At 72.4% G+C, this 13391-nt stretch carries 10 protein-coding genes; 7 read left to right on the forward strand and 3 right to left on the reverse strand.

What is annotated here, in order from left to right; all coding sequences use genetic code 11:
* Positions 1-40: 40 nt before the first annotated feature.
* Complete coding sequence (locus ODJ79_RS35940; RefSeq protein WP_263028125.1) at positions 41-985, reverse strand: ArsR/SmtB family transcription factor; 945 nt, start codon at positions 983-985, stop codon at positions 41-43.
* A gap of 55 nt (positions 986-1040) precedes the next feature.
* On the opposite strand from ODJ79_RS35940, the gene ODJ79_RS35945 reads away from it, so the two are divergent.
* The 5 genes from ODJ79_RS35945 to ODJ79_RS35965 all read left to right on the forward strand — a co-directional run bounded on the left by ODJ79_RS35945 (position 1041) and on the right by ODJ79_RS35965 (position 6858).
* On the forward strand, positions 1041-2240 hold the full coding sequence (locus ODJ79_RS35945; protein ID WP_263028126.1) for an MFS transporter: 1200 nt from the start codon (positions 1041-1043) through the stop codon (positions 2238-2240).
* Positions 2237-4393 carry an FUSC family protein gene (locus ODJ79_RS35950; RefSeq protein WP_263028127.1) on the forward strand — a complete coding sequence of 719 codons (2157 nt, stop codon included), beginning with the start codon at positions 2237-2239 and terminating at the stop codon, positions 4391-4393. Before ODJ79_RS35945 ends, ODJ79_RS35950 begins: the two co-directional genes overlap by 4 nt.
* Before the next feature lie 51 nt (positions 4394-4444).
* Positions 4445-5050 carry a hypothetical protein gene (locus tag ODJ79_RS35955; RefSeq protein WP_263028128.1) on the forward strand — a complete coding sequence of 202 codons (606 nt, stop codon included), beginning with the start codon at positions 4445-4447 and terminating at the stop codon, positions 5048-5050.
* Between the two features lie 78 nt (positions 5051-5128).
* Positions 5129-5923, forward strand: a complete 795-nt coding sequence (locus ODJ79_RS35960) for an endonuclease/exonuclease/phosphatase family protein (protein WP_263028129.1) — start codon at positions 5129-5131, stop codon at positions 5921-5923.
* Between the two features lie 20 nt (positions 5924-5943).
* Positions 5944-6858 carry a phosphotransferase family protein gene (locus ODJ79_RS35965; protein WP_263028130.1) on the forward strand — a complete coding sequence of 305 codons (915 nt, stop codon included), beginning with the start codon at positions 5944-5946 and terminating at the stop codon, positions 6856-6858.
* 51 nt (positions 6859-6909) lie between these two features.
* Here ODJ79_RS35965 and ODJ79_RS35970 read toward each other — a convergent pair whose 3' ends face one another.
* Positions 6910-8235 (reverse strand): hypothetical protein, encoded by a 1326-nt coding sequence (locus tag ODJ79_RS35970; protein WP_263028131.1) that lies wholly within the window; start codon positions 8233-8235, stop codon positions 6910-6912.
* A 91-nt stretch (positions 8236-8326) separates the two neighbouring features.
* On the opposite strand from ODJ79_RS35970, the gene ODJ79_RS35975 reads away from it, so the two are divergent.
* Positions 8327-9109 (forward strand): PaaX family transcriptional regulator C-terminal domain-containing protein, encoded by a 783-nt coding sequence (locus ODJ79_RS35975; protein ID WP_263028132.1) that lies wholly within the window; start codon positions 8327-8329, stop codon positions 9107-9109.
* Here ODJ79_RS35975 and ODJ79_RS35980 read toward each other — a convergent pair whose 3' ends face one another.
* The gene (locus ODJ79_RS35980; protein ID WP_263028133.1) at positions 9110-10627 is read right to left on the reverse strand and encodes a sensor domain-containing diguanylate cyclase; all 1518 of its coding nucleotides are present in this window, start codon (positions 10625-10627) and stop codon (positions 9110-9112) included.
* Between the two features lie 223 nt (positions 10628-10850).
* On the opposite strand from ODJ79_RS35980, the gene ODJ79_RS35985 reads away from it, so the two are divergent.
* Entirely contained in the window at positions 10851-13361 is a 2511-nt protein-coding gene (locus tag ODJ79_RS35985; RefSeq protein ID WP_263028134.1) for a LamG-like jellyroll fold domain-containing protein, read from the forward strand.
* Positions 13362-13391: the final 30 nt, after the last annotated feature.

Consider the following 13391-nt stretch of genomic DNA (forward strand, 5'->3'; position numbering starts at 1 on the left):
CCCCGTACGCGACGGACGGCAACCAACCACGCACGGAATGCTAAACCGCCGACGCCAGCAGCCGATCGGCCACCTCCGATCTGCGGTAGAGCACCGAGCGGCCGTGCCGGGCGCTGACCAGCAGCCCGCCGGCCCGCAGCGCCCGCAGGTGCTGGTTGACCGCGGTCGTGGTGACCCCGAGCCGGGCGGCCAGCTCGGTCGACGACGCCGGTGTGCCCAGCTGCACCAGCAGGCCGGCGCGCACGGTGCCGAGCAGCGCCGCGAGCGCTCCCGGCGACGGCAGCGGCTGCGGTTCCCAGAGCGTGCCCACCCCGCGAGCGGCGTAAATGATCAGCGGCGGCTCCTCGGGGGAGATGGGTGTCGAGGCGTTCCGCGACCAGACGCTGGGCGTCAGGGTGAGCTCGCCCGCGGTTGGCCGGGTCCAGGTGACCTCCGTCGTTCGCAGCCGCACCTCGACCACGTCGCCGACCAGGCTGACCCGCCCGGCAAGACCGGCGAACATGGCGGCCAGCCCGCGCTGGGCGATCTCCCGCCCGCGGTAGGTCACATCCGCCTCGAGCAGCGCCCGCATCCGCGGCCAGTGCGGAGCGAAACACCGCTCCCAGTAGCCCTCGAGCGCGGACAGGATGCGCGACAGCGGGGGCGGCCGATAGCCCGGGCCGTGCAGGCTCCGCAGGTCGCGCTCGACCACCGACGGCGGGGTGGCGGCGACGACCGCGAACTCGTCCTCGAGCCGGGCCACCGGCGAGGTCGGCAGGGGGTTGAGGAAGTCGGGGGTCCACAGGTCCCCGTTGACCATCTGATCCAGGGTCTCGGTGTCCAGATGGGAGCGCGCCCGGGTCAACTCGTGCAGCCATGGCAGGTACAGCGGATAGCGCCCCGGGTCGCGCCAGGCCCGCAGCGACAACGACAACTCGTTGAGCGGCGAGATCGCGAACCGGACGCCGGCAAGATCCTGGCCGACCAGCACGTACCGAACAACCATGAAGCAGAACGCTACATCGTTAGCCCTGATGAACATAGGCTGCGACAACTAGCGCGTGACCTTGGTGATGACGCGGCCCGGCCGCAGCCCGATCGAGCAGGCCCTGACCTGGGGCACCGCGACCTCGTCCTTGGCCAAGGGGCTGCTGTTCGGGGTCAGCGCGCTCTTCTTCACCCGGGTGATCGGGCTGTCCGCGCCCACCGTCGGGCTCGGACTGACCATCGCCGGCGGGGTGGGCCTGGCCGGCGCGTTCGGCTCGGGGTACCTCGCCGACCGGCTGGGCGCGCGGCGGGTGCTGCTGGCCACGACCGTCGCCCAGGGTGCGGCGCTCGGCGCGTACACGATCGCGCGCAGCGCCTGGGTCTTCGTTCTGATCGCCGGTGTCGCGGTGGGCTCGGAAGCCGCCCAGCGGACGGCCCGCACGACCCTGCTCGCGCGGCAGTTCACCGGCGGCGACCGGGTCGAGGTGCGCGCCCGGCTGCGGGTGGTCACGAACGTCTTCATCGGCATCGGGTCGCTGGCCGCCGCGGGAGCGCTCACGGTCGACACCGCCGCCGCCTACGCCGCCACGATGGCGGTGGCCGCGGTGCTCGTGCTGTCCGCGACGATCCCGCTGCGCCGGCTGCCCGAGCCGCCGCGGGCCCACGAGGACCGGCATCGGACGCCGCTGCGCGACTACCGGTACATCGGCATCGCGGCGCTGAACGGCCTGCTCACCATCCAGTTCGGACTGCTCACGGTGGGCGTCCCGCTGTGGGTGACCGGCCACACCCGGGCCCCGGCGGCCACCGTCGCGGCGCTACTGGTGATCAACACGGCGTTCGTGGCGCTGTTCCAGGTGCGGGCCGCGCGGCTGGCCACCGACGTCCGCACGGCCGGCCGGGTGGTGTTCGCCGCCGCGGGAGCGCTCACGGTCGCCTGCCTGCTGTACGCGGCCGCCGCGGACGGACCGGTCGCCGTGGCCACCGTCCTGCTCGTGCTGGGCGTGCTCGCGCACAGCACCGGCGAGGTCCTGGCCGAGGCGGGCGGCTGGGAGCTGGCGTTCGAGCTGGCCGACCCGCGCAACGCCGGCGCCTACCAGGGCGTCAGCCAGACCGGCCCGGCGGTCGGCGCGATGCTCGCCCCGGCCATGGTGACCAGCACCGCGATCGAGCACGGTGGACCGGGCTGGGCGGTGCTGGCCGGCACGTTCCTGGTCGCCGGCGCCGGCACCGCTGTTCTCGCGGCCACCGCGGTGAGAAGATCCGGTGAGTGAGCTGGTTGCGGCGGCACGACCCACAGCTGATGGCGGTCCGCCGGTCCGCCCGGGTCACGCTGGTCGCCTGCCTCGGCTTCTACCTCTGCCGGTATGTGCTCGACGCGCCCGCGATGGCCCCGTACGCGCTGTTCGGCGCGGTCGCGCTCGGTGCCCTCTCGCAGATCCCCGGCACCCCGTGGCAGCGCGCCCGCACGCTGCTGCTGGTACTGCCGGTCGCCTGGGTGCTCGTCTCGCTCGGCACGCTGCTGTCGGTCAGCACCGTCGCGGCGACGGCCGGCATGTTCCTGCTCGGCTTCACGGTCAGCTATGTCGGCGTGGGCGGCCCGCGGCTCGCCGGGCTGGCCGCGGGCATGCAGCTGCTGTACATCCTGCCCTGCTTCCCGCCCTACGACCCGGGCTCGCTGCCGGCCCGGCTGACCGGCGTGACGATCGCGATCGGCCTGCTCGCGGTGGCCGAGGTGACGCTCTGGCCGGACCCGGCGCCGACCCCGTACCGGGTGCGGCTGGCCGACGCGCTCGGCGCGCTGGCCGGTTGCCTCCAGGCGGTCGCGGACACCTGGGGCGGCGACGCGACCGGGCGGGACCGGCTGGCCGCGCTGCTTCCCGAGGCCACCGACGCCGCCGAGGCGCTGCGCCCGTCCCGGCTGCCGCCGCTGCAACGCCCGGCCTCGGCCGGCCGGCGCGACCGGGCGCTCAGCTCGGCGGCCGGCACCGCGCGGCTGCTGCTCGGCCGGGCCGTCGACCTGTACTTCACCGAGGAGCGCGGCTCGATCACCCGGCCGGCCGCGACCCATCTGGTGCGCCAGACCGCCGGCTGCACCGCCGCGGCCGCGGCCTGGCTGCGCGGCGAGGGGCCGCTGCCCGACACCGGACGGGTCGTCCAGGCGCTCGGCGAGTTCCGGATCGCCCGGATGAACACCGACCCGAACGGCGTCCCGCCGGAGCGATTGCGGTTGGGCGCACTCGCCCTCGCGCTGGGGGAGTGGACCAAATCGCTCGTCTTCGCGATCCGGATCGCCGCCGGCGAGAAGCCGGGCCATCCGGATCCGACGCTGCCGTCCGCGCGGCCGGGACCGTTCTGGTACGCGTACCGGAAGGCTCCGGCTCTCTATTGGCACCGCCTGCGCGAGAATCTCACGCCGCGCTCGGTCGCGTTCCAGGGCGCTCTCCGCCTGGCCGCCGCCCTGGCGGTGGCCCGGCTGCTGGCCGGCGAGCTGGATCTGTCGCACGGCTTCTGGGTGCTGCTGACCATCCTGACCGTGCTGCGCACCTCGGCCGCCGAGACGCGCTCGGCGTTGCGCCCGGCCCTGGTCGGCACGGTGGCCGGCTCGCTGGTCGCGGCGCTGCTGCTGATCGGCGGCATCGACCCGACCGTGTTCGCGATCGCGCTGCCGATCGTCATGCTGGTCGGTTTCGCGGCCGGCCCGCTGCTCGGCCTCGGCTGGTCGCAGGCCCTGTTCACGCTGGTCATCACGTTCGTGTTCGCGCAGGTCACGCCGGTCGACTGGCGGCTCGCCGAGGCGCGCGTGCTGGACGTGCTGCTGGGCGCCGCGATCGGGGTGCTGATCGGGCTGTTCGCGTGGCCGCGCGGGGGCGGCGGTGAGCTGCACCGGGCGGCGAGCACGTTCCTGTCCACGGCCGCCGAGGTCGTGCGTGAGACGGTCGCGGTGATGGCCGACGGGCGGCAACCGGGCGTGGCGCTGCCCACGGCCCGGCTGAGCGGGCAGCTCGCGGACGCGTCGTTCGCCCTGTACCAGAGCGAACGGCACTCGCCGGCGTCGGTGGACTGGCAGGCGACCCTGCTGGCCGGGCACCATGCGGTCCGCGGGGCGGAGGCGCTCGTCCGCTCGTGCCCGGCCGGTGGCCTGCTCCCGTGCGTCGAGCCGCTGACCGCGCTGGCCGCGGACGTCGCCGCACGCTACGAGGACGCTTCGGCGGTGCTGGCCGCGCACGCGACGGTGCCCGCCGCCGCGCCGGCGCCGGCCGGCCTGGTCTGGCCCACCGACCTCGGCCAGGACCTGTACGTCATCGCCGACCTGCGGACCTGGCTGGACGGGCTGCGCGAGGACCTCGCCGCGATCGGCGGCCGGCCCGAGGGGGCCGGCGGGCTGCGCGACCGGGTGACGCAGCTGGCGGACGGGGCAAGCTGAACTTCTGCCGTTTTGTCCGTATTGTCCGCTTGACTGCGCGATCCTGCGCTGATGGCACAGTTGACTCGGTCCTCGGCGATCCGCGGCGTGCAGGACCGCCTCGACGCGACCGTGCAGGCGTACCCCGGCCTGCGCCTCGAACCGGTCCCGGCGCAGTTCCTCCGGGTACCGCAGACGACGGCCGGCCGGCGGGTGACCCGCGGCGGCCGGCTGCCCGAGGCCGACGACGAGGTGTTCGAGGTGGTCGGCGAACTGTGGCGGGAGGCCGGCAGCCTGGTCACCGACGTCGCCACGCCGGACGGGCGGCAGTTCGAGGCCACCGACCCGGCCGGGTACGTGATCTCGCTGGCCCGCTACGGGATCGACGAGCCGGTGCTGAGCGTGGCGTCACCGCCGTTCCCGGCGCCGCTGCTGGACCGGGGACTGACCGCGGGCCTGATCGCGGGGGCCGGGGTCGGCTGTCTGGGGCCGTGCGTGGCGCGGATCGGGCCGTCCAGGGCGGTTCCGGCGCTCGCGTCGTACTGGGGGTGGGTGCCGCTGTTCGTGCTGGTCGCCGGCGGGAGCCTGTGGCTGCCGGAGACCCGCCGCTTCGGCTTCGGCCTCGCGGTGACCGGCACGATCATCGGCCTCACCGTGGCGCTGGTCCTGTCGAGCTGACCGCGGCCGGCCAGTAACAACCGACCTGCGACCCACCTTCTTCTGCCCGGGGCGCGCCTTCCGCCGAACGAGGGGGGCATGCGAATTCGCCTCGCGCTCGCCGCCCTGATGGCCGTGCTGTCCGTACCGGCCGGCGTGCCGGTGGCGGCCTCGGCCACGCCGGCGGCGGTCCGGGTGGTGACCTTCAACGTGTGCGGGAACGTGTGCCGGCACGGGGAGGTCTCCGCCACCTCGAGCAACGTCGCGTACCGGATCCGCAAGGCCGGCGCCTCGATGGTCATGCTGCAGGAGCTCTGCTACTCGCAGTTCCTCGGCATCCAGGGCCTGCTCGCGCGCTACGGCTACACGGCCGAGTTCGCGGCCGCGACCCGCGGCGGCCACTGCGACGACGACGACCGCAAGCACGGCCGGGCGTTCGGGATCGCCCTGCTCACCCGCGGCACGGTCACCGGGTGGCTCTTCCATCGGTTGCCCAACCCGGAGGGCGATGCGGAGGAGCGGGTGGTGCTCGCCGCCCGGGTGCGGCTGCCGGGGCGGTGGATCCTGGCGGCGACCACGCACACCTCCCGCGGGGGTAGCCTGCCGGCGCAACTGGACGCGATCCGGCGCTGGCTGGTGCCGCTCGCGGCCAACCGGCCCCTGGTGTTCGGCGGCGATCTGAACATCTCGCCGGAGGACCCCGCGATGGATGCCTTCTACGCGGCGTTCCACGAGGCCAACGTCGACCGCGAGAATCCGATGCCCACCTTCATCGAACCGGCCCGGAAGATCGACTATCTGTTCGGCAGCAAGGGATACCTGACGCCGGTCGGGGTGGGACGGTCCGACACCGGGTACTCGGACCACGACATGTACATAGGTGCGTTCCGGTAGGTCTGCGGGATCATGGCCGGATGGATCAGACGTTACGGAGCTGGATCGAACAGGCCCTCCCGGGGCGGCGGGTCGTCGCCGAACGGGACCTCACCGGCGGGTACAGCAACCAGAACACCGCGATCACCATGGACGACGGCGGACAGTTCGTGCTCCGCCGGTATCGGGGCGCCAACGCCTGCGCCGTCGAGGCCGCACTGGCCCGGCGGCTGACCGGCGTCGTCCCGATTCCCGGTGTCGTGGCCGCCGACGACACCGGCAAGACGGCCGGGGAGCCCGTCCTGCTCTCGGCGTTCGTCCACGGCCGGCAGCTCGGCGAGGTCCTCACCGGCGAGACGGCCGCCGAACTGGGCCGGGAGGTGGGCGCCACGCTGGCCGCGATCGGCTCGGTGACGTTCGCGGCGCCCGGGTTCTTCGCCGACGCGCGCCTCGAGCCCGGGCCGGCCGGCGCCGAGCCGACCGCCGGTCTCGACGCCTGGGTGGATCGCTGCCTGCGCGAGGGCAACGCCGCCGGCCATCTCACCGACGCCGAGCAGCGACAGCTGCGCCGCTACGCCGAACAGGCCACCCCGCCGCTGACCGCCCTGGCCGGCAGCAGCCGGCTCGTGCACGCCGACTTCAACCCCAAGAACCTGCTGGCTGCGCGGGACGGTGCCGGCTGGCGGGTGGTTGCGGCGCTCGATTGGGAGTACGCGTTCAGCAGCTCCCCGCTCTACGACGTCGGCAACATGCTCCGCTTCCCGCGGCCGCCCGGCTTCGAGGACGCGTTCCTGACCGGCTTCCGCGACCACGGCGGTGAGCTGCCCCCGGACTGGCGGCAGCTGAGCCGTGCTCTCGACCTGTACTCGCTGGCGGACTTCCTGACCCGCCCGGTCGAGCACCGCTACTTCGGCCGCGCGATCACCCGGATCCGGGCCCTGCTCACCGGTGACTGACCAGCCCGGTCGAGCACAGTCACTTCGGCCGCGCGATCACCCGGGCCCTGCTCACCGGTGACTGACCAGCGGCCCGGGACGGAAGTCCACAAAGGCCGGCGCGTCACCCAACCCGGTCGCCAGCGCCGCCTTCTGTAGGCCGCGGGTGGTGGCCGTGTGATCCCAGCGACCGGTCACCGCCCGGTGCTCGGCGGCCTGCACGGCGGCCACGAGCTCCGAGGCGGTGAACGCGCAGTGTCCGCGCCGGGCCACGAACGCCTGCCGCAGCAGCGGGCCGGACACCTGCTGGGCGTACCGGTTCTCGTACTCGACCGGCGCCAGCTGGTCGTACAGCGTGTGCACGGTCAGCGTGGGCACCTGCAAGCGGCCGGTCAGCGTCGAGGTGCGGGCGAGCGAGACGAGCGCCGGCCGATCGGCGCGCACCGAGGCATGCCGGGTCAGGTCGGCCAGGTCGGCGCGCAGGTCGAGGCCGGCCGCCCGGTAGAGGGCGGTCACCGTCGACCGGTACGGCGACCGGGCGAGCAGCGAGCCGTAGTCCACGCCGGTGTTCCAGGACGCGTTGCCGCCGGCGCTGAGCTCGATGAAGTACCGGGACGGCACGATGAACGGCAGCGTCGCGACCAGCCACTCGTACTGGGCCTGCGCGATCCCGGCGGCCCCGGTCGGCGGCGTGGCCTGCGACGCCGACCAGGTGGGCATGTTCAGCAGCGCGGTGCCGAGCGCGACCCGGGCCCGCCCGGCCGCGGTCGACTGAGCGGCGGTGGCGAGCGACGCGAGCTGTGCGGCCACGGCAGCACCGTCGGCCGGCGACGCGTAGCCCTCGAGCGCAATGGACTGCGCCGGGGCGAGCAGGCGGGCGATCGCGTACTCGCCGTCGAGCTGGTAGTTGTTCAGATCGATGCCGCCGCCGAGCAGGCCGCAGGTGGAGACCGCGGCGTCGAGCCGGCCGTGGGACCGTTCGGCCTCCTGGGTGCTGATCAGCCCACCCATCGAGGTGCCGAGGGCGATCGTGGTCCGCGGTGGCCCGATCAGATCGGTCACGGCCGCAAGGGCGCCGAACTGATCGCGGGTGGCGCCGGCCAGGGCCCACAGCGATCCGGCGGGGTCGTAGGACGAGCCGGCCAGCGCGTACCCCCGGTCGAGCAGGGCCTGCCGGTCGGCGTCGGAGGGCGCGTCGGCCGCGGTCAGCGTGCCGAAACCGTGGCTGTAGAGAAGGAGGGTGCCGCGCCAGTCCGCGGGGACGTCGGCGACCCAGGTGGCGCCGTCGGCGAGCGTTCCGGTGTAGTGCGTGACGACGGCGGTGTCGGCGTGGGCCGGGGCGGCGACGAGTGCGACAGCGAGCGGAACGGCGGCCAGCGCCGCCACGATGCGAGCCATCCGGCAAAGTTAGGCGTCAATATGACGTTCGTCAATATTTTGCCCGACGTCGCGGCACATGCCGCCAACATCGCCCGGGTAGGGTGCGGACGTGCCTCCCGTATCGGCCTCGGCGATCATGCTGACCTTCCTCGGCGACCACGTGCTCGACCGGCACATCTGCGTCTACTCGGGGAGCGTCATCGACGTGCTCGGCCGGGCGGGTGTCTCCGCGGAGGCGACCCGCTCCACGCTGACCCGGATGACCGGGCGCGGGCTGCTGCGCCGGCAGCGCAGCGGCCGGCGGATGTACTTCGGGCTCACCGAGCGGTCGGCCCGCATCCTGCACGACGGCTCGGTGCGTCTCTGGCAGACCGGCGCGGTCAACCGGGACTGGGACGGCACCTGGACGCTGCTCGCCTTCTCGCTGCCCGGCGAGCGCCAGCGGGAGCGGCACGACCTGCGTGCGGCGCTCGCGTGGGCCGGCTTCGGCCCGGTACAGGGCGGGTTGTGGATCGCACCGGGCGCCCCGGACGTCTCCGATCTGCTGTCCGAGCACATCCGGGTCTTCCGCGGCCGCACCGACCCGTCCACCGACATCGCCGAGATGATCGCCGGGGCGTACGACCTGGCCGCGCTCGCCGACCGCTACGAGGACTTCCGCACCCGCTGGGCCGGCGTCCGTCCGACCGACCCCCTGGCCACCAAGCTGCTGTTGATCACGGATTGGCTGCAGATCATCCGCCGCGACCCGCGCCTGCCGGCCGAACACCTGCCCGCCGACTGGCCCGCGGCCGGAGCCCAGGAGCTGTTCCGGGCCCTCAACGACCGGCTGACCGGACCGGCCGCCGAGATCGCGGCCGGCCTGCTGGACACCCTGCCCGACGAGGGCTGATCAGGCCGCCGTTCCGCGTTCGCGCTGGGCGCGCCGGGAGCCGCCGCCGAGGCGCTTGGTGTCCCGCTTCGCCACGTACATCGCCGTGTCGGCGCTGCGCATCAGGTCCTCGTAGGCGTCGGCGTCCTCGGGGAACATCGCGATCCCCACGCTGCCGCCGATCCGCACCTCTTTGCCCTCGATGGTGAACGGCTCGCGGAGGCGCTCCACGATCCGGCCGGCCACCGCGGCCGCCACCTCCTCGTCCGGGTCGCGGGTGAGCAGGATGGCGAACTCGTCGCCGCCCAGCCGGGAGACCACGTCGACCTCGCGGACCGCGCCGAGCAGCCGCTTGGACACCTGCTGCAGGAGGGCGTCGCCGGCGTGGTGCCCGGCGGTGTCGTTGACCTCCTTGAAGCCGTTCAGATCAAGAAGCATCAGCGCCGTACGGGTCCCGGTCGCCGCGGCCAGCTCGACGGCCTGTTCGGCCCGCTCGAGCAGGTACGAGCGGTTCGGCAGCCCGGTCAGCGAGTCGTGGAACGCCTGGTGGGACAGCTGCGCCACGTGTGCCTGGGCGGCCTGCCGCATGCCGGCGCTGTCCACGATCAGGCCGCCTTCGACCGACAGCTGCTCGGCGAGGATGCGGTCGCGGCTGGTCCATTCCCGGCGCGTGCTCTCGCCGCACACGATGGTGCCGACGGGGCCGTGGGCCGACCGGATCGGAATCGCCACGTACGACTTGAGGCCCATCAGCTTGACCGGCCCGTTGGGCATCGACGCGGCGCTTGCGGCGTCGGCGATCAGGGCGGGCTTGCCGTCGGCGGTGGCCTTCCACACCGGCACCTCGGTGGCCGGCATGCCGAGCAGGTGGGCGAGCTGCTCGTCGCCGTCCTCCAGCCCGACGCTGTGCATGTGCCGGATCCGCCCCTCGGGGTCGATGAGCCCGACCACGGCATATTCGGTGCGGAACGCCTCGGCGAACGAGGCGACCAGGATGCGGGAGGCCTCCTCGACGGTGTTGGCCTCCATGCCCTGCTCGAACAGGCGCCGGATGATCGTCGAGGTGTGCGCGAGGAACTGCCGCTGCTTCTCCGCGGCCAGGCCCTGCAGGGTGGTCGCGAAGTGCAGGGCGAGCGGGTAGAGGGTGTCCAGCCGGAGCAGGTCGAGGTTCGGGCCGGTCAGCAGCAGCACGCCGACGGTCTGCCCGCCGATGCGCAGGCGCACCGCCATCTTCTCGCCGTCGACCAGCGGCTTCGCGCCGGCGGCCATCCGGAACACCTTGCCCGCCGTGATCATGTCGCGGCTGCCCGGCTCACCGAGGCGGGCGACCGGGTTGAGCAGGCCGGTCTCCGAGTCGAGCTCGAAGACGGTGGCGGCGGTCATCCCGGAGGCGGCCTGGAGATAGGGCGCCGCGAGATCGAGCACGTGTTGTACCGACGGGGTGTCCTTGGTCATGAACCCGACCAGGTCGGCCAGCAGCGCGTCCTGTGGATCGCTCGGATTGTCCGGCGAATCCAGGACGGCGCCCCCCGGTCGCATTTCGCTGCTCACGCTCACGGCACTATGAGTCGGCAGGCACGACGTGAGATTAAGGGAACCACCCACCATCGCTTCGTGGCCGTTCGGTTGCGCTCAGTTACATCGTGCCCTCGTGTACATAGATCGGGATGAAACCTTGACGTAACCTGAGAAATATTGTTGGACTGTGTTGGCTCATGGCGAAACACGAGCGCACTCTTCCGCTCCGAAGGGAATTTCGCGCGTGAAAACACATGTTCGGGGCCGCTGGCTGCTCGCCGCCGGGTCCGCAACCGTCCTCCTCCTCAGCGTCGCCTCGTCCGCATCCGCCTCGGCCTTCGACTCCTTGCAGGCGGCCGTCACCCCGCAGCCCGCGCCGGTGATCCAGGCCGCCGACGGCTGGCACGCCGGTATCCCGCCGCTGGCCACGCCGTGGACAAGTAAGGTGGGGCCGGACAACGCCCTGCCCGAGTACCCTCGCCCGCAGCTGACCCGGGCCCGCTGGCAGAACCTCAACGGCGTCTGGGAGTTCGGCAAGGCCGCGGTCGGCGAGGCGGTGCCGACCGGCAAGACCCTCGGCGAGCGCGTGCTCGTCCCGTACCCGATCGAAAGCGCACTCTCCGGCATCCAGCGGCACGAGGACCGGATGTGGTACCGCCGCGCCTTCACCGTGCCGGCCGGGTGGAAGGTGGGCAGCGGCAACCGCCTGCAGCTGCACTTCGGTGCGGTCGACTACGACGCCAAGGTGTTCGTCAACGGCACCCAGGTCACCACCCACCGCGGCGGGTACGACGGCTTCGACGTCGACGTCACCGACGCGCTGACCGCGAGCGGGCCGCAGGAGCTGATCGTCTGGGCCGAGGACCTGACCGACGCGACCGGGCAGCCGATCGGCAAGCAGCGCCGCAGCAGCGACCACGGCATCTTCTACCAGGGCAGCTCCGGCATCTGGCGGACGGTCTGGATGGAGCCGGTGCCGGCGGCGAGCATCTCCTCGCTGTCGCTGACGCCCTCGGTCACGGATGGCGTTCTCAAGATCAAAGTCAACACCTCCGGCGGTACGGGGCTTCGCGTGCGTGCGGTCGCCCGTGGCGGCGGATCGATCACCGGCGCGGCCGACACCGAGTTGACCCTGCCGATGCCGCGCGCCCGGCTGTGGTCGCCGGACAATCCAAATTTGTACGACTTGTCGGTCGAGCTACTCAACGGGAACAAAACGGTCGACGCGGTCGGCTCGTACTTCGGGATGCGCGAGATCGGCACCGCGCTCGGCGCCGACGGCAAGCGACGGATCACGCTGAACGGCAAGATCCTGTTCAACATGGCCAACCTCGACCAGGGCTTCTGGCCGGACGGCCTGTACACCGCGCCCACCGACGACGCCCTCAAGTGGGACCTGCAGCAGGACAAGGCGATGGGCTTCAACGCCGTCCGCAAGCACATCAAGGTCGAACCCGACCGCTGGTACTACTGGGCCGACCGGCTCGGCCTGCTCGTCTGGCAGGACATGCCGGCCGCCAACACCGGCCCGATCCCGGCCGACTGGCGGGCGCAGTTCGAGTCCGAGCTGCACGAGATGGTCCGCGAACACCAGTCCTGGACCTCCATCGTCGCCTGGATCCCGTTCAACGAGGGCTGGGGCGAATGGAGCCGGGACGACACCGGCCGGATCGCCTCCGCCGTCAAGGAGCAGGATCCGTCCCGGCTCGTCAACGCCCACAGCGGCGTCAACTGCTGCAACTCGCACGGCGACTCCGGCGCCGGCGACGTGATCGACTTCCACCAGTACCTCGGCCCGGCGTCACCGGCGCCGTCCGGCAACCGGGTCGCCATCGACGGCGAGCACGGCGGGTTCGGCCTCAAGACGTCCAACCACATGTGGTTCGGCGACGGTCAGGCGTACGAGATGGAGCCCGACTCGGCCACCCTGACGTCCAAGTACGTCGCCAACCAGGAGGGCGTGATCACCTCGGCCCGGTACTGCGGGATCAGCGCGGCGATCTACACCCAGATCACGGACGTGGAGGCGGAGCTCAACGGCTTCTTCACCTACGACCGGCAGCTCGCGAAGATGGATCTCAAGCAGGTCCGGGCCATCAACCAGAAGATCATCAGGACGGCGGACGGCAGCGGGGCCAATGTGCCGCAGCCGCCGGCGGGGACGCCGGGGTTGACCGGGATCGCGTTCTGGCCGCTCGACGGGGACTATGGGTCGTTGACCGCGGTCGGCGACGCGCCCTTCGCCGACGGGCACACGGGTCAGGGCGTACACCTCAACGGTGGTTATCTGGACGCCGGCAAGCCGGTGCTGGACACGGGGTCGGACTATTCGGCGGCGGCGTGGGTCAAGCTCGACAAGGCCGACGGCGCGTTCCAGACGGTGGTCAGCCAGGACGGCGCCACGAACAGCGACTTCTATCTGCAGTACTCGGGGGCCGATCAGCGGTTCGCGATGAGCTTCGCGGGGGTGCGCGCGCTGGCGCCGGTGAAGCCGGAGGTCGGGCGTTGGTATCACCTGGTCGGTGTCCGGGACACGGTGAAGGGGGAGCTGCGTCTCTATGTGGACGGGCAGTTGGCGGGGACGGCCAGTGCGTGTATGCCGCAGGCGGCGCCGAGCGGGAACACGGTGATCGGGCGCGGGAAGTATGGGGGTAACAAGGTCGACTTCCTGGATGGGACGGTTGATCAGGTGCATCTGTATGACCGGGCGCTCAGCGCGGACGAGATCAGTCAGCTGTATTCGTCAGGTCAGTAGTGGTTGTGGCGAGGGGCGGTCCGGTGGTGG

Source organism: Actinoplanes sp. KI2 (assembly GCF_025630775.1).
Lineage (GTDB): Bacteria > Actinomycetota > Actinomycetes > Mycobacteriales > Micromonosporaceae > Actinoplanes.

What these genes read in the sequence shown, in the direction of transcription:
- ODJ79_RS35940 (WP_263028125.1), bottom strand. Translation starts at nt 985, where the DNA reads ATGGTTGTTCGGTACGTGCTGGTCGGCCAGGATCTTGCCGGCGTCCGG.
- ODJ79_RS35955 (WP_263028128.1), top strand. Translation starts at nt 4,445, where the DNA reads ATGGCACAGTTGACTCGGTCCTCGGCGATCCGCGGCGTGCAGGACCGC.
- ODJ79_RS35960 (WP_263028129.1), top strand. Translation starts at nt 5,129, where the DNA reads ATGCGAATTCGCCTCGCGCTCGCCGCCCTGATGGCCGTGCTGTCCGTA.
- ODJ79_RS35965 (WP_263028130.1), top strand. Translation starts at nt 5,944, where the DNA reads ATGGATCAGACGTTACGGAGCTGGATCGAACAGGCCCTCCCGGGGCGG.
- ODJ79_RS35970 (WP_263028131.1), bottom strand. Translation starts at nt 8,235, where the DNA reads ATGGCTCGCATCGTGGCGGCGCTGGCCGCCGTTCCGCTCGCTGTCGCA.
- ODJ79_RS35980 (WP_263028133.1), bottom strand. Translation starts at nt 10,627, where the DNA reads ATGCGACCGGGGGGCGCCGTCCTGGATTCGCCGGACAATCCGAGCGAT.